Annotated in this window: 19 protein-coding genes, 1 tRNA gene and 1 other RNA gene; 15 read left to right on the forward strand and 6 right to left on the reverse strand. The window is 72.0% G+C overall.

What is annotated here, in order from left to right; all coding sequences use genetic code 11:
* Nucleotides 1–3 precede the first annotated feature (3 nt).
* The gene (locus J2W45_RS17265; RefSeq protein WP_310134358.1) at nt 4–1,869 is read left to right on the forward strand and encodes a helicase HerA-like domain-containing protein; all 1,866 of its coding nucleotides are present in this window, start codon (nt 4–6) and stop codon (nt 1,867–1,869) included.
* Here J2W45_RS17265 and J2W45_RS17270 read toward each other — a convergent pair.
* The 3 genes from J2W45_RS17270 to J2W45_RS17280 all read right to left on the reverse strand — a co-directional run bounded on the left by J2W45_RS17270 (nt 1,866) and on the right by J2W45_RS17280 (nt 3,884).
* Nucleotides 1,866–2,699, reverse strand: coding sequence for an AraC family transcriptional regulator (locus J2W45_RS17270; RefSeq protein ID WP_310134359.1), 834 nt, complete (start codon nt 2,697–2,699; stop codon nt 1,866–1,868). The genes J2W45_RS17265 and J2W45_RS17270 overlap by 4 nt on opposite strands.
* Before the next feature lie 75 nt (nt 2,700–2,774).
* The gene (locus tag J2W45_RS17275) at nt 2,775–3,341 is read right to left on the reverse strand and encodes a hypothetical protein (protein ID WP_310134360.1); all 567 of its coding nucleotides are present in this window, start codon (nt 3,339–3,341) and stop codon (nt 2,775–2,777) included.
* Between the two features lie 84 nt (nt 3,342–3,425).
* Nucleotides 3,426–3,884 carry an iron chaperone gene (locus J2W45_RS17280; RefSeq protein WP_310134361.1) on the reverse strand — a complete coding sequence of 153 codons (459 nt, stop codon included), beginning with the start codon at nt 3,882–3,884 and terminating at the stop codon, nt 3,426–3,428.
* Between the two features lie 389 nt (nt 3,885–4,273).
* Between J2W45_RS17280 and J2W45_RS17285 the strand changes: the two genes are divergently transcribed.
* Nucleotides 4,274–5,485: a DUF445 domain-containing protein gene (locus J2W45_RS17285; RefSeq protein ID WP_396427126.1), complete on the forward strand. Its 1,212-nt coding sequence runs from the start codon at nt 4,274–4,276 to the stop codon at nt 5,483–5,485.
* A 45-nt stretch (nt 5,486–5,530) separates the two neighbouring features.
* On the opposite strand, the gene J2W45_RS17290 is transcribed toward J2W45_RS17285, so the two are convergent.
* Together J2W45_RS17290 and J2W45_RS17295 are read right to left on the reverse strand one after the other, a co-directional pair.
* A complete protein-coding gene (locus tag J2W45_RS17290) occupies nt 5,531–6,253 on the reverse strand; it encodes a CE1759 family FMN reductase (protein ID WP_310134365.1) in 723 nt (240 codons plus the stop codon).
* 9 nt (nt 6,254–6,262) lie between these two features.
* Complete coding sequence (locus tag J2W45_RS17295) at nt 6,263–7,456, reverse strand: CE1758 family FMN-dependent luciferase-like monooxygenase (protein ID WP_310134367.1); 1,194 nt, start codon at nt 7,454–7,456, stop codon at nt 6,263–6,265.
* A 266-nt stretch (nt 7,457–7,722) separates the two neighbouring features.
* Here J2W45_RS17295 and J2W45_RS17300 point away from each other — a divergent pair, with 266 nt between their 5' ends.
* Genes J2W45_RS17300 through J2W45_RS17320 form a run of 5 tightly spaced genes read left to right on the forward strand, consistent with a single transcriptional unit; the run spans nt 7,723 to nt 10,923 of the window.
* Nucleotides 7,723–8,961, forward strand: coding sequence for an MFS transporter (locus J2W45_RS17300; protein WP_310134369.1), 1,239 nt, complete (start codon nt 7,723–7,725; stop codon nt 8,959–8,961).
* On the forward strand, nt 8,962–9,441 hold the full coding sequence (locus tag J2W45_RS17305; protein WP_310134371.1) for a winged helix-turn-helix transcriptional regulator: 480 nt from the start codon (nt 8,962–8,964) through the stop codon (nt 9,439–9,441).
* Nucleotides 9,442–9,485: 44 nt separating this feature from the next.
* On the forward strand, nt 9,486–9,923 hold the full coding sequence (locus J2W45_RS17310) for a VOC family protein (protein ID WP_310134373.1): 438 nt from the start codon (nt 9,486–9,488) through the stop codon (nt 9,921–9,923).
* Entirely contained in the window at nt 9,920–10,120 is a 201-nt protein-coding gene (locus J2W45_RS17315) for a hypothetical protein (RefSeq protein WP_310134375.1), read from the forward strand. The genes J2W45_RS17310 and J2W45_RS17315 overlap by 4 nt, the downstream gene beginning before the upstream one ends.
* The gene (locus J2W45_RS17320) at nt 10,117–10,923 is read left to right on the forward strand and encodes an MBL fold metallo-hydrolase (protein ID WP_310134376.1); all 807 of its coding nucleotides are present in this window, start codon (nt 10,117–10,119) and stop codon (nt 10,921–10,923) included. Before J2W45_RS17315 ends, J2W45_RS17320 begins: the two co-directional genes overlap by 4 nt.
* 38 nt (nt 10,924–10,961) lie before the next feature.
* On the opposite strand, the gene J2W45_RS17325 is transcribed toward J2W45_RS17320, so the two are convergent.
* Nucleotides 10,962–11,049 (reverse strand) — tRNA-Ser (locus J2W45_RS17325).
* A 102-nt stretch (nt 11,050–11,151) separates the two neighbouring features.
* Here J2W45_RS17325 and ffs point away from each other — a divergent pair.
* The 8 genes from ffs (at nt 11,152) to J2W45_RS17365 (ending at nt 22,633) form a co-directional block, all read left to right on the forward strand.
* Nucleotides 11,152–11,248: signal recognition particle sRNA small type (ffs, locus tag J2W45_RS17330), an RNA gene on the forward strand.
* A 69-nt stretch (nt 11,249–11,317) separates the two neighbouring features.
* A complete protein-coding gene (locus tag J2W45_RS17335) occupies nt 11,318–12,703 on the forward strand; it encodes a DUF1254 domain-containing protein (protein WP_310134377.1) in 1,386 nt (461 codons plus the stop codon).
* Nucleotide 12,704: 1 nt separating this feature from the next.
* Nucleotides 12,705–14,840: a phosphate acetyltransferase gene (gene pta, locus J2W45_RS17340; protein WP_310134378.1), complete on the forward strand. Its 2,136-nt coding sequence runs from the start codon at nt 12,705–12,707 to the stop codon at nt 14,838–14,840.
* Nucleotides 14,837–16,039 carry an acetate/propionate family kinase gene (locus J2W45_RS17345; RefSeq protein WP_310134379.1) on the forward strand — a complete coding sequence of 401 codons (1,203 nt, stop codon included), beginning with the start codon at nt 14,837–14,839 and terminating at the stop codon, nt 16,037–16,039. The genes pta and J2W45_RS17345 overlap by 4 nt, the downstream gene beginning before the upstream one ends.
* Nucleotides 16,040–16,051: 12 nt before the next feature.
* Nucleotides 16,052–17,413 carry an acyl-CoA thioesterase/bile acid-CoA:amino acid N-acyltransferase family protein gene (locus J2W45_RS17350; RefSeq protein WP_310134383.1) on the forward strand — a complete coding sequence of 454 codons (1,362 nt, stop codon included), beginning with the start codon at nt 16,052–16,054 and terminating at the stop codon, nt 17,411–17,413.
* Nucleotides 17,410–18,711, forward strand: a complete 1,302-nt coding sequence (locus J2W45_RS17355) for an acyl-CoA thioesterase/bile acid-CoA:amino acid N-acyltransferase family protein (protein ID WP_310134385.1) — start codon at nt 17,410–17,412, stop codon at nt 18,709–18,711. The genes J2W45_RS17350 and J2W45_RS17355 overlap by 4 nt, the downstream gene beginning before the upstream one ends.
* Nucleotides 18,708–19,937 (forward strand): acyl-CoA thioesterase/BAAT N-terminal domain-containing protein, encoded by a 1,230-nt coding sequence (locus J2W45_RS17360; RefSeq protein ID WP_310134387.1) that lies wholly within the window; start codon nt 18,708–18,710, stop codon nt 19,935–19,937. The genes J2W45_RS17355 and J2W45_RS17360 overlap by 4 nt, the downstream gene beginning before the upstream one ends.
* A 47-nt stretch (nt 19,938–19,984) precedes the next feature.
* Entirely contained in the window at nt 19,985–22,633 is a 2,649-nt protein-coding gene (locus tag J2W45_RS17365) for a DNA polymerase III subunit gamma and tau (protein WP_310134392.1), read from the forward strand.

A 22,633-nucleotide genomic window follows, 5' to 3' on the forward strand; every position in this document is an offset into this window, starting at 1 on the left:
CGCATGAGCGACGCGGAGGCGCTGGCGACGGCGCAGGCAGAGGCCCGGGCGGCGGCGGACGAGGCGGAGCGGCTGCAGGCCGAGGCGGCGGAGGCGGTGCGCAAGGCCCAGGAGGCGTCCGCGGCGGCCGAGGCGCGGGCGGCGGCACTCCGCGCGGCGGCTGAGCAGGCGCAGGCGGCGGAACAGGCGCAGGCGGCGGAACCCGCTTCCCCGGCCACCGGCCCTCTCGACCCGGCCGAGGTGGACGCCGTCCGTGCCGGCTACGGCTTCGACGGACCCGCCCTGGAGCTCGGGGCCCTCGTCAACGGCGATCCGCGTCCGGACGTGCCCGTCCGCATCCCGCTCGCGATGACCAACCGGCACGGCCTCGTGGCCGGCGCGACCGGGACGGGCAAGACCAAGACCCTCCAGGTGATGGCCGAGCAGCTGTCGGCCGCCGGCGTCCCCGTGTTCGCGGCCGACATCAAGGGTGACCTCTCGGGTATCGCCGCGCCCGGGGAGCCGAACGACAAGCTGCTCGAGCGCGCCAGGGGCATCGGCCAGGACTGGGCGCCGCACGCCGCGACGACGGAGTTCTTCTCGCTCGGCGGCGTGGGCTCCGGCGTCCCCGTCCGTGCGACGGTCGCGGGCTTCGGTCCGCTGCTGCTCGCGAAGGTCCTCGGGCTCAACGCCACGCAGGAGTCCAGCCTCGGGCTCGTGTTCCATTACGCCGAGCAGGCCGGGCTGCCGCTGCTCGATCTGGCGGACCTGCGCGCGGTGCTCACCTATCTGACGAGCGACGAGGGCAAGGACGAGCTGGTCGGACTCGGCGGACTGTCGAGTGCCACGGTCGGCGTCATCCTGCGCGAGCTGATCGCCTTCGCGGACCAGGGCGCCGACGCCTTCTTCGGCGAGCCGGAGATCGACACGGCCGAGTTCCTGCGGCTGGCGCCGGACGGGTCCGGGATCGTCAGCCTGCTCGAGGTGCCGGGCGTGCAGGACAAGCCCGCGCTGTTCTCCACCTTCCTGATGTGGCTGCTCGCCGACCTCTTCAACGACCTGCCCGAGGTGGGCGACCTGTACAAGCCGAAGCTGGTGTTCTTCTTCGACGAGGCGCACCTGCTGTTCCGGGATGCGTCGAAGGACTTCCTGGCATCCATCACCCAGACCGTGCGGTTGATCCGCTCGAAGGGCGTCGGGATCTTCTTCGTGACTCAGACGCCGAAGGACGTGCCGTCGGACGTGCTCGCGCAGCTCGGCTCCCGCATCCAGCACCAGCTGCGCGCCTTCACCCCCGACGACGCGAAGGCGCTGAAGGCGACGGTGTCGACCTACCCGACCTCCGGCTACGACCTCGCGCAGGTGCTCACATCGCTGGGCACCGGCGAGGCGGTCGTGACGGTGATGAACGAGAAGGGCGCACCGACGCCGGTCGCATGGACGCGGCTCCGCGCCCCGCAGGGCTCGATGTCGCCGGCGCCGGCCGACCAGGTGCAGGCCGCCATCGCCGGTTCACCGTTGCAGGCGAAGTACGGCGCCGCGCTCGACCGCGACTCCGCGCGGGAGATGCTCGGCCGCAAGCTCGACGCGGCCGCCACCGCGGCGGCGCAGGCCGAGGCCGAAGCTGCAGCCGCGAAGGCCGCGGCGGAGGCGCAGAAGGCTGCCGAGGCGCAGGCGAAGGCCGACGCGAAGGCGCAGGATGCTGCAGCCAAGGCCGCGCAGAAGGAGTACGAGCGCATCCTGCGCCAGACTTCCCCGCGCACGACGACGCGGCGGAGCTCGTCGCGGTCGCAGCAGACCGTGCTGGAGCAGGTGCTCGGCTCGAAGGCCACACGCGACATCCTGGGCAGCGTGGTCGAGGGGATCTTCGGCACGCGCAAGCGCCGCTAGCGCGCCTTGCGCCCGGCGTCTCCGTGGGTCGCCGCGTACGCGCCGGGAGTCGATCCGATCACGGCGGCGAACTCCCGGCCGAAGTGCGCCTGGTCCGCGTAGCCGAGCTCGGCGGCGAGCAGTGCGAGGGACGGCGCGTCGGCCGCCCGCAGCGCGGCCGCCGCCTCCTGCAGCCGGTAGCGCTGGATCAGCCACTTGGGCCCGAACCCGATGTGCCCGGCGACCAGCCGCTGGAGCCGCCGCACGCCCATCCCGAACCGTTCGGCGAGCTGCTCGACCCGCAGCAGGCCGCGGTCCTCTTCGACGGCCGAGACGATGCGGCCCACCAGCCGGGCATCCTGGTCCGGCTCCGGCAGCGGGTCCAGCCAGTTCTCGAAGGCGGCGATCGCCGCATCAGCGTCGCCGCCGGCCATCGCCTCCCGCACGGCCGCATCCATCCCGGACGCGCCGGGCGCGGCGAGGCGGTCGAGCGGAACGACCGGCGGCAATCCGCGCAGCGATGCGCCGGTCCACCCGCGTGCGGTTCCCGGGTGCAGCAGCACCCCGAACGCCCAGCCCGTCCCGGTGAGCGTGCGCACGCTCAGCCCGCGCGAGGCGCGGAACAGACCGGCGGATGCGGGCTCCACCACGAGGTTCGCCGTCGGGTACTCGAGCACCTCCTGCCGAAGCGAGTCGCCCGGCGGCAGGGACCAGCGCGGCAGCCAGTAGTGGCGCACGAACAGCGCTGCCCGTCCGTCGGCTGCGCGTCGCTCGATCGCGACAGGACCGGCCTCGCGGCTCGGGGTCAGCAGCCCCTTGCTGCGCGGTTCGACGTCGGTGCGCGCGGTCACCCCGTCATCCTGGCACGCGGTGCGGCACTGTGGCGCGGGCCGGATGCGCGGTGCGGTGGATGCGGAGCGTTACCGTCAGCGGGCGAAGCGCAGGCGCTCGAACCAGTAGAGCAGCCGCGGCCAGGCCCGGCGCAGCTGGTTCATCGTCATGGGCTCCTCAGGCCGCGTGACGGGCACATCGAGCTCTTCGGCGACCCGCTCCATATCGGCCTGCGACCAGAACTGGCCGCGCATCCGGATGAGGAGGCGCCCCTGTCCGGTCGCGACGAAGAGCTGGGGGAGCGCCTCCAGGGTGCTGCTCTCGTACACGTGCACGAGGATCACCGCGCCGGCCTCACCCGGCGCCACGTGCACGGTGCGGCCGAAGAAGCCACGCTCTCGCACTCCGTCGGGCCGCAGCACGATGGTGGTGTTGAGGAACGACGCGACACCGACCACCGTGGCCCCGATGACGACGAGGTGAGCGACGAGCACGTACGGCCAGCCCGGCCCGGGGATCGTCAGCCAGTAGAGGACGGCGAAGACCGGGGTCGTGAGGGCGAGCACCGCGACGATTCCCCGCAGGAACAGGTGACGGTGCGGGCGCAGGACGGTCTCGCGGGCCATCGCCGCCTCCCGGTCCACGTCGGTCTGCTCACTCACCCATCGAGCCTTGCCGATTCGCAATCGTTCCGGTAGCGGCATTTTGGGGGACACCCGTACAGGGGTGTCCCCGCTGCCGGCGGGTCATCCCGCCGCAGCGGTGACCAGTTCCCGGATGCGCTGCTCGTCCGCGTCGGTCAGGTCGAGGATCGCGAACGCGACCGGCCACATCGTCCCGTCGTCGAGCCGGGCCGGGTCGTTGAACCCGAGCGTGGAGTAGCGCGTCCCGAACTTGGAGGCAGGCTGGAAGAAGCAGAACGTCTTGCCGCCGAGCGCGTACGCCGGCTGCCCGTACCAGAGCTTGGGCCAGACGTCGGGGACGCTCTCGGTGACGATGGCGTGGATGCGCTCCGCCAGCCGGCGATCGTGCTCGGGGAGTGCCGAGACCTTCTCCAGGAGGTCGCGCGTATCGTCCTCGCGCGTGGTCTTGCCGCGCCGGGCGCGTTTGACCTCGGTGGAGCGCTCCTTCATGGCGGCGCGCTCCTCGTCGGTGAACGCCGCGGAGCCGGTGGTGGTGTCAGTGGTGCCGCTGTTCTTCGTCATGCGTCCGAGGCTAGGCCCGGCGACCCCGGTCGCGCTTCTCCGAAACTGCTCGCCTCCGCCGCCGCACCTTGCGTTCTCTATCGATCGTCGGAGATCCGTCGCCGTTCGTCGGAGATTTCGCCCGAAACCGTCCGGATCTCCCTCCCCAGAGCGTTGCGTCGGAGATTCCGGCACACTTCTCCGACGATCGATCTCGGGATGCGCCCGGCACCGCGCGAGTACGGTGGACATCGCTCGACACACGTCCCGGGGAGGTTCGGAGTGCGCATCCAGAACACCGTCGCCGCCGATCGTGCAGGCGCACCGCGGCTCCACGCCGGCCACCGGCCCACCCTCGTCGCGTGACCGTCCTCCCGACCGACGCCGAGCGCCGCCTCGCCCTGCGGCGGATGAAGGCCCTCGCGACGAGCCTGCTCGCCGCGGCCGCAGTGGTGTTCGCGGTCGCGTACGCGCTGCAGGACCGCTATCCCTGGCTCGGATTCGTGCGCGCCGCCGCCGAGGGTGCGATGGTGGGCGCCCTCGCGGACTGGTTCGCGGTGACCGCGCTGTTCCGTCATCCGCTCGGGCTGCGCATCCCGCACACCGCGATCATCCCGACCCGCAAGGACGAGATCGGCGCCAGCCTCGGCGAGTTCGTGGAGACCAACTTCCTCTCCGACGAGGTGGTCGCCGGCAAGCTCGCGACCATCGACCTCGCCGGGGCGGCGGCCGACTGGCTCTCGGAGCCGCAGAACTCGCGCCGGGTGGTGAGGGAGACGTTCCGCGGCGTGACCGGGCTCGCCGACCTGCTCGACGACGATCGGATGCGGGAGGCGATCGAGGCGGTCGTGCGCACGCACCTCGTGGCGCCCCTCTGGGGACCGCCGCTCGGCCGGCTCGGCGAACGGGTGCTCAGCTCGGGCGGTCACCAGGAGGCCGTCGACCTGCTGCTCGACCGTTTGGACGAGTGGCTCGCGGCCAACCCCGACGTGTTCGGCCCGGTGGTGTCGCGGCGCCTCCCGTCGTGGATGCCGTCGTTCGTGGACCGCGTCATCGACGAGCGCCTGCACTCGGAGGCGCGGCGCTTCGTCCGGGAGATGCGCGACGACCCCGACCACCGCCTCCGCCGTTCGCTCGACGAGTACCTCGCCCAGTTCGCCGACCGGCTGCAGCACGACGACGCGACCATCGAACGGCTGGAGGCGGCGAAGGGCCGCGCGTTCGACGACCCGCGGATCCGCGAGCTGGCCGCGTCCGCCTGGACGGCCGCCCGCACCGCGGCGATGGATGCGCTCGCCGACGAGGAGGGCGAGCTGGGCCGCCGCGCCGAAGCGTTCGTGGCCGACGTGGCCCGCCGCGTCCTGGCGGACGACGAGCTCCGCGCATCCCTCAACGCGCGCCTGACCGGAGCGGCGATGCACCTCGTCACGAGCTACCGCAGCGACATCTCCCACGTCATCACCGAGACGGTGCAGGCGTGGGACCCGGCCGAGACCACCGAGAAGATCGAGACCCAGGTGGGCCGCGACCTCCAGTTCATCCGCATCAACGGCACGGTGGTCGGCGCGCTGGCCGGCCTCGCGATCTACACCGTCGCGACGGGCATCTCGGCGCTGTTGTGATCCGTCGATGCGAAGCGCGGTTGCACCGGTGACGGCTGGAGGCTGTCAGTCCGCCCGGGCCGCCCCGCCCGCCGCCAGACGCATCAGGTCGGTGGTGAAGTCCACGTCCGACGCGGTTCTCTGAGCGAGGGCGGCGTTCCCCGAGAACTGGTGGTTGTAGTCCGCCCACGCGGTGTCGGTGATGGCCGCGGTCACGTTGCTTCCGATCAGGTGGACGAGCTCCTGCGCCGCACGCGTGATGCGTGTGCTGAGGGCCGAGGACCCCCAATCCTCGGGTGCCGCGAAGATCGAGGACGGGACCGGAAGGGCTCGGAGGAAGGCGAACAGCGGGCGCAGATGATCGTCCACCACCATGGCGTGGCGCGCGGTCCCTGCCGTGGCGGCGAGCACGACGGGCTTGGCGATGAGGAGGTCGTTGTCCAGCACATCGGCGAACGACTTGAGCAGTCCGCTGATCCCGGCCTTGTAGACCGGTGTGCTGACGATCACGCCATCCGCCGTGGCGAGGAGCTGAATCGCCGCCTGAACGCGCTCGTTCGGGAACCCCGACACGATCGTCTGAGCGACATCGACCGCGATCGCGCCCAGTTCGATGACCGCGATCCTCGCCTCCCTTCCGGATCGCCGCACCAGGTCGGCGCTCTTCTGAGCGACACGGTCCGCCAGCAGCCGGGTGGACGACGGGTCGCTCACGCCGGCGCTCACGATCACGAGCTGCACCGGCGGCCGCACGTCGCCTTCGCTCGGGGTGGTTCCACGGGTGTTCATGACTGCTCCTTACGATCGGGTGGCGAGCGGGAACCGTGCTTCGGTCGACGGGTCGCTGTCCTGATAGGGGGACGTGCCGGAGAGGTTGTCTCCGCGATTCGGGTTCGGCCGCGGCTGTCGGGGCTCGGAGTCTCCGTACTTGCGTGCGACGAGGTCGGTGTGCGTCGGCGCTGCCGCCGCACCTGCCGATCGTCGCGCAGCCATCTCCTTGCGGAGGACGGGCACCACCTCGGTGCCGAGGAGCTCCACCTGCTCGAGTGCGACCTCGACCGGAAGAGCGAGACCATCGAGCGCGAACAGCTGCCGCTGGTAGTCGCCGAATCCCTCCTGGAAGGTCAGCGTCTTGTCGATCACCTCTTGGGGGCTCCCGACGCTCAGGGGGGTGCTCTTGACGTAGTCGTCGAGCGAGCTGCCGCGGAACAGCGGATAGTTCTCGAAGTACGGGCGGAAGCGCGTCCACGCGTCCTGCGATCGTCGCGCGATGAACGCCTGTCCGCCGAGTCCGACGATGGCCTGCTCCCGCGTGCCGTGGCCGTAGTGCTCGAATCGCTCGCGATAGAAGTCGACGAGCGGCTTGAAGTGGAGGTTGGGGGCCAGCACGTTGTTGGCGAAGTATCCGTTGCCGTAGTAGGCGGCCTGCTCGGCGATCTCCGGGGTGCGGATGGAGCCGTGCCAGACGAAGGGAGGCACATCGTCCAGCGGTCGCGGGGTGGAGGTGAATCCCTGAAGCGGGGTGCGGAACCTTCCCTCCCAGTCCACGACGTCCTCACGCCAGAGGCGATGCAGGAGGTTGTAGTTCTCGAGTGCGAGGGCGACCCCCTCGCGGATGTCCTTGCCGAACCACGGGTACACGGGAACCGTGTTGCCGCGGCCGATCATCAGGTCGAGCCTTCCGCCCGCCACATGCTGGAGCATCGCGTAGTCTTCGGCGATCTTGACGGGATCGTTGGTGGTGATCAGGGTAACGGCGGTGCTCAGCGTGATCTGGCGGGTGAGACCCGCGATGTAGCCGAGCAGGGTCGTCGGGGAGGACGGGACGAACGGCGGGTTGTGGTGCTCGCCCAGCGCGAAGACGTCGAGCCCGACCTCATCGGCCCGAACCGCGATGCGCGCGATGTTGCTGATGCGCTCCGCCTCGGACTGCGTGTGACCAGTGGTCGGATCGGGTGCGATGTCGCCGACGCTGAAGATTCCGAATTGCATGGCACTTGGCCTCTCTGAACTCTCGGGTCGAACCGGGCCGTGCGATGGCGGCCGATTGATTGACGTGTCAATCAAGTAATTGACATGTCACTTAACTGAGCCCGTCGCGATCTATTCCCTGGGGCGAAGTCGCCGTCGTTAGAGCGGGAATGGATGACGCCCGACCTGGGTTGCAAAACAATACTCAGGCGGGTATGGTCTGAGCGATCACCATTGAGCCGGCCTGACTCCGGTCACGCCGCCAGAACCGAGATGTGAGAGAAGACATGACCGTGGATACTGGCGCACTGGCCGTTCCGGCCCGCAGGACCGCGCCGCTGACGCTCCCGGCCCGGGCCCGGTTCTGGACGGCCGCCGCCGTCGCCGGGCTCGCGCTGTGGACCAGCGCCGCGCCGACGACCAGCTACCCGCTCTATGCGAGCACGTGGCACCTGACCTCTGCCGTGACCACCGCCATCTTCGCGGTCTACCCGATCGTTCTCGTGGTGTTCCTGCTGATCTTCGGTCAGGTCTCCGACTTCATCGGCCGCCGGAACGCCATGCTGATCGGGGTCGGCGCCCTGTTCGTCGGCGTTCTGCTGTTCGCGATCGCCCCCTCCGTCGGCTGGGTCTTCGCCGGCCGGGCGTTCATGGGGGCGGGCGTGGCGCTCGCCCTGGCACCGGCGACAGCAGCAGCCGTCGAGTTCAGCCCCCGCGGCCGGGAAAGCCGTGCCTCGTCCACCGTCACCGCCGCGACGGCAGCGGGGCTGGCCCTCGCCACGGTCGTCGGCGGCGGGCTCATCCAATACGCACCGCTGCCGCTCCACCTCGACTACTGGGTGCTGCTCGTCGCCGTCACAGCGGTGCTCGGACTCGTCTACTTCCTCCCCCGGAACCGCGCTCGGTCGTCAGCGGGGACGTGGCGGCCGCGGCCCATCAGCATCCCCCGGGGGATCCGCCTGCTGTACGTGGCAGCCGCCTCGGCGGTCACCGGCGCCTACGCCTTCGGGTCGGTCTTCCTGGCACTGGGCGCGGATGTCGCGAAGGATCTGATCGGCTCGACGAACGTCCTGGTCACCGGTTCGGTGCTCGCCATCATGTCGGTCATGATCGGGGTTAGTGCGGTGCTAGGCCGGCGCTTCGCCCCGGGCCGTCTCGTGATCGGCGGAGCGGGCCTGACCCTGGTCGACCTGGTGCTGCTCGTGCTGTCGGCGCAGTTCCACTCGCTGCCGCTGTTCATGATCACCACGGTGTTCAGCGGCGCCGGATACGGCCTCCTGTTCTCGGGAGGGCTCGGTCTGATCGCGACGCACGCCCCCCAGCGGCATCGAGGCGGGACGATCTCCGCGGTCTACCTCGTCGCCTACGTGTTCCAAGGAGTGATCGCGTTCAGCCTCGGCGGCATCGCCACAGCGGTTAGTCTCGGCGCTGCGCTGTTCGTGGGCGCGATCGTGATCGGCGTCCTGGCAACCGGCGCACTCGTGCTGGCCGGTACAGTCGGTCGCGCAACTAGACGGGAGAGCTAGATGCCATCGACGGTCCGCCCCGAGCCCAACTGCTCGATCGCCCGCACGCTGGAACTGGTGGGCGACCGCTGGTCGTTCCTGATACTGCGCGAAGCGCACAACGGAGTCACCCGGTTCGCGGACTTCCGGGACCTGCTGGGAATCGCACCGAACATCCTGACCGCCCGTCTCACCTCCCTGGTGGAGGCGGGAATCCTCGTCAAGCGCGAGTACCGGGATGACGGCGCACGTTCGCGCGCCTCCTATCACCTGACCCCGAAGGGCGCCGGCCTGAAACTCGTCCTGGGTGCGCTTCAGCAGTGGGGCGACACGTACGCGCCGCGGAGCGACGGGCCGACGGTCGTCCGGCGGAACACCGCGACGGGGGAGCAGATCGATGTGGCCTTCATCGACTCGGACGGACGCGCCGTCGACGCGGAGGACGTGTCCTTCGAACCTGTAGCGGGCGGCCCCGCCGACCGATACTCGAACTGGCGATGAATCGACCAGACCGTAGAGAAGAAGATGAGGCACTGAGAATGGACATGAAACTGGAAGTCGTGGTGCTGCCGGTCAGCGACGTGGATCGCGCCAAAGCGTTCTACCAATCGCTCGGCTGGCGGGAGGATGCGGACTTCACCATCGATGAGGGGTACCGGGTGGTGCAGTTCACCCCGCCCGGATCCGAGGCGTCGATCATCTTCGGCACCGGCGTGACGAACGTGCCCTCGGGATCCGTCCAGGGTCTGCAGCTGACGGTCTACGACATCGAGGAAGCCCGTGACGCCTTGCTGGCTGCAGGCGTCGGCGTCTCGGAACTCTTCCACGACGAGACCGGCATCTTCCACCACGCGGGCACCGCCGGCCGGGTGCCCGGGCCGCACCCGGACCGCGCCGACTACTCGACGTTCGCCTCCTTCGAGGACCCCGACGGCAACGGGTGGATCCTTCAGGAGATCAAGAAGCGGCTGCCCGGACGATGAGCGCGACGACCGGAGGGAAGGCGGACGACACCGTCGCCGTCATCCTGGACCATCTGCGGCAAGCGGCTGACGCGCATGGGATCCATGAGAGGGAGGATCTGGGCGGAGTGTTCGACGAGCAGTGGCCGGAGTGGTACGCCCGGCACATGGCAGAGACACTTCACGCTGCCGGCTACCGTCTGGTGAGGACCTCATGACGCGGATCTCGGCGGATCGGAGGCGCTTCGGCGTCGGCGTGATCGGCGGGCCGACGACGGTGATCGACGTCCACGGGCTGCGGATCGTCGTGGACCCGACCTTCGACCCACCCGGCGACTACGGCTATCTGCAGAAGACGGCCGGCCCGGCGATCGCCGCCGAAGCGCTCGGCGGCATCGATGTGGTGCTGGTCAGTCACGCGCAGCATCCTGACAACCTGGATGCCGGTGGTCGCCGAGTCGCCCTCGAGTCGCCGCTGGTGCTCACCACTCCGAGCAGCGCGTCGGAGCTGGGAGCAACGGCGCGAGGCCTGGTCGCCTGGGAGCGCTTCTCCCACCCGGCGGGCGTGCGGATCACGGCGACACCGGCTCTTCATGGCCCGGCGGACGAGGTGACCCCCGAGGGTTACGTCAACTGCGAGGTGAGCGGATTCGTCATCGAGGCCCCCGATGCGCCATCGGTGTACGTCGGCGGCGACAATGCTTCGCTCAGGGCGGTCGCGGAGGTCGCCCGGAGGTTCCCCGGCATCGACGTCGCCCTGCTGAACGCGGGAGCGGCTCATGTGCCCGCGAAGTACGACGATCGGCCCCTGACGTTCACGGCAGAACGCGCGGCCGCCGCCGCGGAGGTCCTCGACGCACGCCATGTGGTGGTCGCGCATCAGGACGGGTGGGCGCACTTCGCGGACGGGCCCGCCGAAACGGAACGGGCCTTCGAGCGGGCCGGTATCCGCGCGGCGCTCTTCGCGGCTCCCCTGGGCTCGTGGAGCGTCACCGAAGAGGTGCTAGGCCGGGAAGTCTGAGCAATCCGTCCGGGCGCGCACCCGTCGCGGATCTTGTATGGCGGAGAATGGGGGATTCGAACCCCCGAGGGCTTGCACCCAACACGCTTTCCAAGCGTGCGCCATAGGCCACTAGGCGAATTCTCCTGGCGCTGCCTTCCGCTCTCGCGGCCGGCGGCTCACAGTATCTTACTTGATCCGCGGACCCCCCGACGCACACGCCTTCCAGCGCGACCCGCTACACTGGTTCCCGGCTCCCCACGTGGCGCCATCCAGGCCAACTCCCCCAGGGCGGAAACGCAGCAAGGGTAACCGGGCTCTGGCGGGTGCGTGGGGGGTCTTTTTTTGTCAGCCCGCCGTCACCGGCTCCGCGTATATTGACCCCAGCAGTGCCGGGTCTTCTACGCCCTGTAGAATGACCCGTGTCTTCCGTGGAGCGATGGAGGGACGGGTGCAGCAGGTGACCGAGGAGCTGACCGAACTGGCGACGGAGGCCTTCGTCGTGGGCTTTCCGCTGGTGTTCGACCTCGAGCAGGTCGTCCGCTTCACCGAGGAGGGCATCGGCAGCATCCCCGCGACGCCGTACAACGTGTTCGGGCACGCCCGCCGGCTGGCCGGGCCCGATGACGCGTTCGTCTCCGTCAACAACGACACCGTCTACTCCATCGCCCAGATCGACCTGAGCGTCGGGCCGCTCCGGCTCAGCGTCCCCGCCGCCGGCGACCGCTACCACGTGCTGCAGTTCGTGGATGCGTGGACCAACAACTTCGCCTACATCGGCACCCGCGCGACCGGCGGAGCGGGCGGCGAGTACCTGCTCCTGCCGCCCGAGAGCGAGGGCGACCCGGACGCCGGAGCCGAGGCGGGCATCCCCGCCATCCGCTTCCCCACGCGCGTCGCGACGATCGTCGGCCGCTGGGCGGTGGACGGCGACGACGACCTCCCCGCCGTGCACGCCCTTCAGGATGCGCTGACGCTGACCCAGGTGCGCGAGAGCCTCGCTCCGGCGCAGGGCGTCCCGGTGGTCGCGACCGGCCAGGGGGAGGCACTCGACTTCTTCGAGAAGCTGCGGGTCTGGTCGCAGGCGTTCCCGCCGGCGGAGCGCGACCGTCCCGCGCTCGACTCGTACGCGCCGCTCGGGCTGGTGAGCCCCTACCCGATCGCCGAACAGCCGGAGGGCGTGCGCGATGCGCTGGCCGCGGGCTACGCGCTCGGCAAGGAGGCCCTGGAGTCGTCCCTGAGCACGGCGATCGCGCTGGTCGACCACTGGCAGGCCAACCTGCACATGTTCGACTACAACCTCGACTTCTTCGAGCTGGGGACGCTCGACGGGCCCGAGTGGACGCTGCCCGAACCGCGGACGCGGTATGCGCACCGCGCGGCCGCCGCGCTCGGCGGACTCTGGGGCAACCACGCCTACGAGGCCGCCTATCTGATGACGTACGAGGACCAGGACGGCGAGCCGCTCTCCGGCGAGCACTCCTACCGGCTGCGGCTCCACCCGCTTCCGCCGGTGGGGGCGTTCTGGTCGATCACCATGTACGACGTCCCGAACTTCTACCTCGTCCGCAACCCGATCGAGCGCTACTCGATCGGCGACCGGACCCGCGGACTCGTGTACGACGACGACGGAGGACTGACCATCACGATGAGCGCCACCCGACCCACCGACGAGAGGGCGGCGGCCAATTGGCTGCCGACGCCCGCCGGAGCCTTCCGGCCCGTGCTGCGGCTCTACGCCCCGGGCGACGAGGTGATGGACGGCCGCTGGGCCGCTCCCGCCATCGAGCGGATCGGCTGACGTGGCGCGCTCGATCTACATCACCTCCGCGGAGGGTCACACGGGCAAGTCGACGGTCGCGCTGGGCGTGCTCGAGGCGCTCCGGCACTCGGTGGGCCGCGTCGGGGTGTTCCGCCCGATCGCCCGGTCGACCGAGGAGCGCGACTACGTGCTCGAGCTGCTGCTGCAGCGCACGACGGTCGACCTCACCTACGACGAGGCCGTCGGCGTCGGCTACGACGACGTCCATGCCGACGCGGATGCGGCGCTGGCGGAGATCGTGCAACGGTTCCGGGCGGTGGAGGCGCGCTGCGACACGGTGGTCATCCTCGGCTCCGACTACACCGACGTCGGCAGCCCCACGGAGCTCGCCTACAACGCGCGGATCTCCGCCAACCTGGGCGCGCCCGTCCTGCTCGTGCTCGGCGGGCGGATCGGCCAGGGCTTCGGGGAGCGCCTGGGGCAGGCCGACCCGCGCTCGCCGGAGGAGCTCCGCCAGCTCGCCGAGCTCGCCGTCGCCGAGCTGCGGGCCGAGCATGCCGGCCTCCTCGCGGTGGTGGCGAACCGGGCGGATGCGTCCCGGCTCGACGAGATCGTCGCCGCGGTCGGCTCGGCCGTCGGCGCCGCGGCCGTCGCCGCCGGCAGCAGCGACCGTCCGCCGGTGTGGGCGATCCCGGAGGATCCGTTCCTGGTCGCGCCGAGCATCCGCTCGATCATGGAGCAGACCGACGGCAGCCTGATCGCGGGCGAGGAGGCGCTGCTGGCCCGTGAGGCGCTCGGCGTCGTGGTCGCGGGAATGTCGATGAACAACGTCCTGCCCCGGCTGGTCGACGGAGCCGTGGTCGTCGTCCCCGGCGACCGCACGGAGGTGCTGCTCGCCGTGCTCATGGCGAATGCGTCCGGCACGTTCCCGTCCATCGCGGGCATCGTGCTGAACGGCGGCTTCGAGCTCCCCGAGCCGATCGAGCGCCTGCTCGCCGGCCTGCGCTCGCCGCTGCCGATCGTGCGCACCCGGCTCGACACGTACGACACCGTCGTGCGGATCACCCACGCGCGCGGACGGCTCGCCGCCGACTCGCAGCGCAAGTACGACACCGCGCTCGCCCTGTTCGAACGGCATGTGGATGCGGACGCGCTGCTCGCGCGGCTGAACGTCTCGCGGCACGACGTCGTCACGCCGCTCATGTTCGAGTACGACCTGATCGAGCGTGCGCGCGCCGCCAAGAAGCACATCGTGCTCCCGGAGGGGGAGGACGACCGCATCCTGCGCGCCGCTCACACCCTGCTGTCGCGCGGTGTCGCGCGGCTGACCATCCTGGGGGAGCCGTTCGAGGTGCGGTCGCGGGCGATCGAGCTGGGGCTCGACCTCTCCGGCGCCGAGGTGCTGAGCCCGTTCGACGACGTGCTGCGGCTGCGGTTCGCGGAGGAGTACGCGCGGCTGCGGTCGCACAAGGGCATCACCGTCGACCAGGCCGCGGACACGGTCACCGACGCGTCCTACTTCGGCACGATGATGGTGCACCTGGGGCTGGCCGACGGGATGGTGTCGGGCGCCGCGCACACGACCGCGCACACCATCCGCCCGGCATTCGAGATCATCAAGACGACCCCCGGCGTCTCCGTCGTGTCCAGCGTCTTCCTGATGGCGCTCGCCGACCGGGTGCTCGTCTACGGCGACTGCGCCGTCATCCCGGACCCGACGTCCGAGCAGCTCGCCGACATCGCGATCTCCTCGGCCATGACCGCGCAGCAGTTCGGCATCGACCCGCGGGTCGCGATGCTGTCCTACTCGACCGGCGACTCGGGGGCGGGCGCGGATGTGGAGAAGGTGCGGACCGCGACGGAGCTCGTGCGCGAGCGGGCGCCGGAGCTCGCTGTGGCCGGGCCCATCCAGTACGACGCGGCGGCGGATGCGGCGGTCGGCGCGGCCAAGATGCCCGGGTCGGAGGTGGCCGGCCGGGCGACCGTGTTCATCTTCCCGGACCTCAACACCGGCAACAACACGTACAAGGCGGTGCAGCGGAGCGCCGGCGCGGTGGCGATCGGGCCGGTGCTGCAGGGCCTCCGCAAGCCGATCAACGACCTCTCCCGAGGAGCGACGGTCGACGACATCGTGAACACGGTGGCCATCACAGCGATCCAGGCGGCCCTCTCATGAGCGCCGTCCTGGTCGTCAACAGCGGCTCGTCGTCGTTCAAGTACCAGCTGATCGACAGCGAGAGCGAGGAGTCGCTGGCCTCCGGCCTGGTGGAGCGGATCGGGGAGCAGAACGGTCGGACGACCCACCGCGGGCCGAACGGCACCACGGAACGCACCCTGGAGATCCCCGACCACACGGCCGGCTTCCGCGCCATGCTGGACGCCTTCGCCGCCGAGGGGCCGAGCCTCGACGAGAACCCGCTGGATGCGGTGGGCCACCGGGTGGTGCACGGCGGCAAGCGCTTCTTCGAGCCGACCATCGTGACGCCTCTCGTGGAGATCAACATCGAGGACCTCTCCGACTTGGCGCCGCTGCACAACCCGGCCAACCTGCAGGGCATCCGCGCCGCGAAGAAGGCGTTCCCGGACGTGCCGCACGTGGCCGTCTTCGACACCGCCTTCCACCAGACCCTCGCGCCCGAGGCCTACACCTACGCGATCGACGCGGGTCTCGCGGAGCGGCACCGGGTTCGGCGCTACGGGTTCCACGGCACCTCGCACAAGTACGTCTCGGAGACCGCCGCGGCGTTCCTCGGCCGTCCGCTCTCCGACCTGCGCCAGATCGTGCTGCACCTGGGAAACGGGGCGTCCGCCTGCGCGATCGACGGCGGCCGCTCGGTGGAGACGTCGATGGGCATGACGCCTCTCGAGGGACTGGTGATGGGGACGCGGTCCGGCGACCTCGACCCCGCCGTCCTCGTGCATCTTGCGCGCCGCGCCCAGCTGTCGACAGACGACCTGGACGAGCTCCTCAACCGCCGCAGCGGCCTGCTCGGCCTCTCCGGCCGCGGTGACATGCGCGACGTTCGGCAGGCCGCGGGGCGCGGTGACGAGCGGGCCCGCCTCGCTCTGGACGTGACCGTGCACCGGCTCAAGCACTACATCGGCGCCTACACCGCGCTGCTCGGCGGCCTCGACGTGCTGACGTTCACCGCCGGCGTCGGAGAGAACGACGCGGCGCTGCGCGCGGAGGTGCTCACCGGGCTCGAGGTGCTCGGCATCCGGCTGGACCCCGAACGCAATGCGAGCGCCTCACGCGAGGCGCGCGTCATCTCGGCCGACGACTCCCGGGTCACCGTGCTGGTGGTGCCCACCGACGAGGAGCTGGAGATCTCCCGGCAGTCGCTGCAGGCCGTCCGGGAGTCGACCGGGAGCTGACAGGAGCGTGCCATGCGGCGACGACGCGGCGAGGGCGGGATGCAGCGGGCGCTGCACCGGTTCCATCGCGCCCGCCGCGCCTCCCTCCGCGCGATGCTGGCGGCGCTCGTCGCGCTCCCGCTGCTGGTCGTCTCCGCGCTCACGGGATGCACGGCTCCGGTGAGCGGCGCCGGCGCCCACTTCGTCACCCCACCGCTCGTGCGGTACAGCGCGGTCCTCTGGCCGGTGCCGCTCCAGCTGGTCGGTGCGGAGCCCGGAGCCCGGCTGCGCCTGACCGCACGGCTGGTGACCAGACACGGCACCTGGACGTCGGCGGCAACCTACACCGTCCCGCCGACCGGGACGCTCGACCTCGCCCGGGCGAAGCCGCAGTTCGCGCCCTTCACCGAGCCGGACTCCGCCGGGCTGTTCTGGTCGCTGCGGGGGCCGCGCATCCCCGCCGACGACGCCGCCCGGCAGTGGATGCTCGACACCCTCCACCTCACGCTCACCGCCTCCGACGGCGAACGCGTCGTGGCCTCCCGCCGCTTCGAGCTCCAGGGGCTGGCCGCCGCCCAGTCGGTGCGGACGCTCTACACGCGTGACCTCCGCCCGCTGATCGATCCCCGCCTTCCGCACCAGACGCACGAGGACGTGGCCCTCGGCACCTTCTTCAGCGCGGCGACGCTGGAGCATCCGAAGACCCCGGCCGTGCTCATGTTCGACGACGCGACTCCAGGGGCGTCCGCCGAGTACGCGGCGCCGCTGATGGCGCAGTTCGGCGCGTCGGTACTCCGCATCCCGGTGACGCCCGCCAGCGACGGCATCCGCTCGACGGGCATCATCTCGGCCGCGACCGTCCAGGCCGTCTTCGACTGGATGGCGCAGCGTCCCGACATCCAGCGAAACCGCGTGTTCGTCTACGGCACCGGGGCGGGCGAGCAGCTGGCGGTCTGGGCTGCGACCCGGTTCCCGTCGCGCGTGCACGGCGTGTTCGTGGCGGCAGGCACCCCCGCGCTGCTCTGCCTTCCCGGCACCCGCGTGCCGCCGGCGTTCGAGGGTTCGGCCGGGCTGCCGTGCCTGGACGACGCCCGCACCGTCGTCCCGTCGACCGTCCCTCCGCTCGACGGCGTGGAGGGCCCGGTCGTGATGGCGTGCGGAGAGAGCGACACCGTCCTCCCCAGCGCCTGCGACTGGCAGCGCGTGCTCGCCGCGACCCGCCTCGCGCGGCCGGGCGACGCGGTGGTCTACGCGGGCGGCGCCGGGCATGCCGTCTCCGTCCCTCCGGGGCTCCCGATCGGCCTGCCCGCGGCCGGCGGCCAGCCGACCGAGAAGGGCCGCATCGCGTTCTGGAACGCGGTCGGCCGTGCGCTGCTCCAGGCGGACCTCGGATGACCGGCCGCGGCGTCGCCCGCCTGGTCCGCACCGTCGCCGTGGCGGTCGCGGCGGCGCTCCTGGTGTCGGCGTGCAGCGCGGGCGCCACCCGCGGCGGGGCGCGGTTCGTCTTCAGCCGCAGCGGGGACGCGGTCACCGCGCCGGTCGCCATCCAGCTCGCCGGCCTCGAGCCCGGGCATCCGGTCGTCGTGACAGCCAGCGCCCGCACGGTCACGGGCTGGTACTCGTCACAGGCCGTCTACGCCGTCCCGCCGGACGGACGGGTGCGCCTGTGGTCGCAGGAGCCGCTCGCCGCGCCGTTCCCGCAGGCCGACGGGACCGGGCTGCTCTGGAGCCTGACCGGTCCGTCCATGAGCCAGCAGCAGCTGGAGCAGCAGTGGGTGTACCGCGGCATGGAGGTGCAGTTCACGGCGGAGCAGGACGGCCGTCCCGTCGCGTCGGCGCCCCTGCACCGGGCCGCGCTCGCCGCGGGGACCATCGACCGGGACGTGCTCGGAAGCGACCTCATCGGCTCGGGCGACCCCGACGCCTCCGCCATCGCCCCGACCGCCCGCGTCGGCGCCCTGGTCGAGCCGGTGCCGACGCCGGTGGATCTGCGCCCGGGCGTCATCGTGATCGACGGGGACGACGGGGGAGCGGCAGGCCCGTTCGCCGCGCGGACGATCGCCTCGGCGGGCTTCCCGGTGGTCGTGCTCCCGGCGTTCGTGCCGGCCGGGCAGATCCCCGGCTCCGCCGCCCTGTCCGTGGAGACCTTCGACGCGGTCCTGAGCTGGTTCTCGACCCTGCCGACCGTCGACGAGGACCGCATCTTCGTCTACGGCACGGGCCGGGCGTCGTCGCTGGCCCTCTGGTTCGCGGCGAACGACCCCTCCCGCATCCACGGCGCCTTCGCCGCGAGCGGCGCGACCGCGCTGCAGTGCACCTCCGCGGCGGGCAGCCCGCTGCTGATCGAGCACGGACGTGCGCTGCCGTGCGCCAACCCGGAGCGGACCATCGCGGGGACGGACATCCTGCCGCTGCAGCGCATCCCCGGTCCGTTGGTGCTCGCCTGCGGGACGGCGGACCGCCTGCTGCCGACGGCGTGCGATTGGGCGCGCGCGGGCGAGTCGGTCCGCGGCAGCGTGGACGGCGACGCCTTCCTCTACGCGGACGGCGCCGGGCACGACGTGGCCACGCCGCCGCTGCTGCCCATCGGGCTGAGCGACCAGTCTCCGGGCGTCGCCCAGGCGACGGAGCGGGCCCGCGTGGCGTTCTGGACGCTGATCGTGGGCAAGCTGGCGGGGGCGATCCGCCCATGAGGCGGGCAGCGGCTGTGCTCGCGGCGCTGGCGATGGTGCTCGGCGCCCTGGTGGGGTGCGGTCAGACGCCCACCGCCGTCGGTCCCCGGTTCCAGATCAGCGAGGAGCCCAGCGGGGTCTGGGAGCCCATCCACGTGCGCGTCGTCGCACTCCCGCCCGGGGCGCGGGTGACGGTCCGCGCGGCGGCGCAGGTGGGCGCCGACTGGACGTCGCAGGCGACGTACCTCGTCCCCGCCTCGGGGATCGTCGACCTCGACACCGAGGCGCCGATCGAGGCGCCGTTCACCGGACCGGACGGGATGGGGCTGTTCTGGTCGCTCGGCACCGCCTCCGGGGCGTCGGCGACCTCGTCGCAGCAGTGGGGCGGCGCCAGCGTGTCCATCGACCTCGACGCCCTCGTCGACGGCCGGCGTGTGGCGGCGCGCCGCATCCACCGCGTCGGCCTCACCTCCGTCGCGCCGTCGCGCGCCGTCTTCGACGACGGGATCACGGGAGACTTCTTCGAGCCGCGCCGGTCGTCGCCGGCTCCGCGGCCCGCGGTGCTGGTGCTCGACGGCACCGACCCGGGCGCCCCGACCGGCGTGCTCGCCGCATCCACCCTGGCCGCGATGGGCTACCCGGCACTCGCCTTCTCGACCTACGGGTCGGCGGGCGAGCTGAACGTCGTCCGCACCCTGCCCGCCGAGCGCGTGGTGGCGGCCCTCAACTGGCTGCGGTCGCAGCCGGGCGTCGACGGACGGCGCGTGACGGTCTTCGGCACGTCCCGTGGGGCGCAGCTGGCACTGTGGACCGCCGTGGCGCATCCCGAACTCGTCTACGGGGCGATCGCCCCCGCCGGGACCACCGGCCTGGTCTGCCCGTCGCCCGTGCCGGGACCGGCGGTCACGGTCGGCGGCGCCTGGGTGCCGTGCGTGAGCGGCACGCGGGACCCGACGGCGGCCTCCGTGCTCGATCTCACCCGCATCCGCGGACCGGTCGTGCTCGGCTGCGCCGGGCAGGACGAGCAGCTCGACGACGCGTGCGAGTGGATGGACGCGGCGGCCGAGGTGCGGCCGCCGCACGGGGGCGACGCCTACGTGCGGGCCCCGGATGCGACCCACCTGTTCTACGTGCCGCCGTACACCCCGCTGTACCTGCCTCCGCCGCCCGCGGCGCAGGCGACGGAGGACGCCCGGGTGACGCTGTGGTCGGCCATCGCGCGGGCCTTGGACGTACGCGGTCCCTGAGCGTCCGCTCCCACCCGAATGTCGGCGGCGACAAGTAGCATGTGTGAGTGGTAACCGCCCTGTATCGCCGCTATCGGCCCGACACCTTCGCCGAGATGATCGGCCAGTCCCAGGTGACGGAGCCGCTGATGACCGCGCTGCGCACCAATCGGGTCAACCACGCCTATCTTTTCTCGGGTCCGCGCGGCTGCGGCAAGACGACGTCCGCCCGCATCCTGGCGCGCTGCCTCAACTGCGCCGAGGGCCCGACCGACACCCCCTGCGGGAAGTGCGCGAGCTGCATCGAGCTCAGCCGCGACGGCGGGGGCTCGCTCGACGTCGTCGAGATCGACGCGGCCAGCCACAACGGCGTCGACGACGCGCGCGACATCCGCGAGCGGGCGATCTTCGCCCCGGCCCGCGACCGCTACAAGATCTTCATCCTCGACGAGGCGCACATGGTCACGCCGCAGGGCTTCAACGCTCTGCTCAAGATCGTGGAGGAGCCGCCGGAGCACGTGAAGTTCATCTTCGCGACCACCGAGCCCGAGAAGGTGATCGGCACCATCCGGTCGCGCACCCACCACTACCCGTTCCGGCTGGTGCCCCCCGCGCAGATGCTCGAGTACGTGCAGAGCCTGTGCGACAGCGAGGGCATGACGGTCGCGCCCGGAGTGCTCCCGCTCGTCGTCCGCGCGGGCGGCGGCTCGCCCCGCGACACCCTGTCGCTTCTCGACCAACTGATGGCCGGCTCCGAGGGCAGCGCGATCGAGTACGAGCGTGCGGTCGCCCTCCTCGGCTATACCCACGCCGCCCTGCTCGACGAGGTCATCGACGCGATCGCGGCACGGGATGCAGCGGGCGCGTTCGCGGCGGTCGACCGCGTCATCCAGACCGGACAGGACCCGCGGCGCTTCGTCGAAGACCTGCTCGAGCGGCTGCGCGACCTCATCGTCGTGGCGGCGACCAGCGTCGAAGGGGCCGCGGCGGTGCTGCGCGGGGTCCCGCAGGACGAGCTCGACCGGATGGGCGTGCAGGCCATGAAGTTCGGCGCCGCCGAGCTGAGCCGTTCGGCCGACATCGTCAACGCCGCCCTCACGGAGATGACCGGCGCCACGTCGCCGCGCCTCCACCTCGAACTCATGATCGCCCGCGTGCTCGTCCCGTCGAGCGACGAGAGCGAGCGCGGCGCGCTAGCCCGCGTCGAGCGGCTGGAGCGCCGGGTCGGCGTCAGCGACGCGGTCGGCGCCGAGCGTGCGGCGGGTGTGGAGCGCGCCGAGCGGGCGGCTGCGCCCGCCGAGCGCGCGGTCCCTGCGCGGGCGCCGGAGCGTCCGGCCGCCGCACGGCCGGCAGCGGCCGCTCCGTCTGCTCCGGCTGCTCCCGCAGAGCCTGCCGCCGCGGCCGAGCGTGCGAGCGCGCCTGCCGTCGCGCCGGCTGCCGATGCGCCTTCGCCCGCTGCAACCGCGCCGAACGCCGGTCCCGCAGAGGGTGCGGGGTCCGACACATCACGCGATTCCGAGCCGGCAGCGACCGCCGACGTCGTCCGCGCCGCGGAGGCCGCACGCGCCGCCGCCGCGCCGGTCGGGCCGGTGACCACGCAGCAGGTCAAGGACTCGTGGCCGCAGATCCTCGACGCCGTCCAGAAGGCCAAGCGCAGCGCGTGGATGGTCGTCTTCACCGCTCAGGTGCGCTCGCTCAACGACGACGTGCTCACGCTGTCGTTCCCGAGCGACAACGACGTGCAGAGCTTCCGGCAGCCCGACGCGGGCGGAGCGCCCGGTGTCAGCGAGTACCTGCGCCAGGCGATCGTCGAGGTGCTCGGCATCCGCGTCAAGTTCATCGCGCGCGCCGACTCGGCTCCGGGATCCGGCGGTTCGCCGCGTCCGTCTGCCGGTGCGCCCTCCGCTCCGACCGCCGAGACCTGGCCGGGCGCCGACGCAGCGGCGCCGGCCGCCGCGCCGTCGTCGGCTGCGCCTGCGCCGTCCGGTACTCCCACCGCCGCACCTGCGCCCGCGGGAGCCGCTCGTGCCGCGTCCGGCTCCGCCCCGTCGCGCGGTGCGGATCGCGCGGCCGCGGCGCCTGCGGCCGCGACTCCTTCGGTCGCGACTCCTTCGGTCGCGACTCCGGCTTCCGCCGCCGGGTCCGCCCCGGTCGAGGCCGCCGTCGTCACCGAGTGGGCGACGGTCGCCATCCCGTCGTCGGCCGCCGACGAGGCGCAGACGGCCATCGCGACGACCGCGGCCGTCGTGACGCTCGAGCGCCCCGCGCCGGCCGCCGCACCCGCGGTCGTCGCCCCCGCTCCGGCTGCGACGACGACGCCGACGCCCGCCGTCGCGCCCACCCGTGCGCCGTCCGCCGACGAGCCACCCTTCGACGACGTCCCGCCGCCGGAGACCGAGCCGCCGTTCGAACCGCCGGTGCCGGAGGAGCCCGCCGGCGACTGGGCCGCCGCCCCGACGCCCGGCGCGACGCCGTCCGCCGGCCCGGCTGCCGCCGCGCCGCCCGCCTCGTCGCCCTCCGCTCCTGCGTCGCCGTCCTCCGCGGACCGCTCCGCCGCCGGCGCCCGCGGCGCGCGCCCGGCCTCGGCCCCCGCCGCGGGGTCGCGCACCCCGACCTTCCAGCAGCCGCAGCGCTACGGCGAGGCGGTGGTGCGCGAGATCCTCGGCGCCACCTTCATCGAGGAGCAGCCCGCGCCTCCGACCCCGGGGATGAGGTAA

The organism is Leifsonia shinshuensis, assembly GCF_031456835.1.
Taxonomy (GTDB): domain Bacteria; phylum Actinomycetota; class Actinomycetes; order Actinomycetales; family Microbacteriaceae; genus Leifsonia; species Leifsonia shinshuensis_C.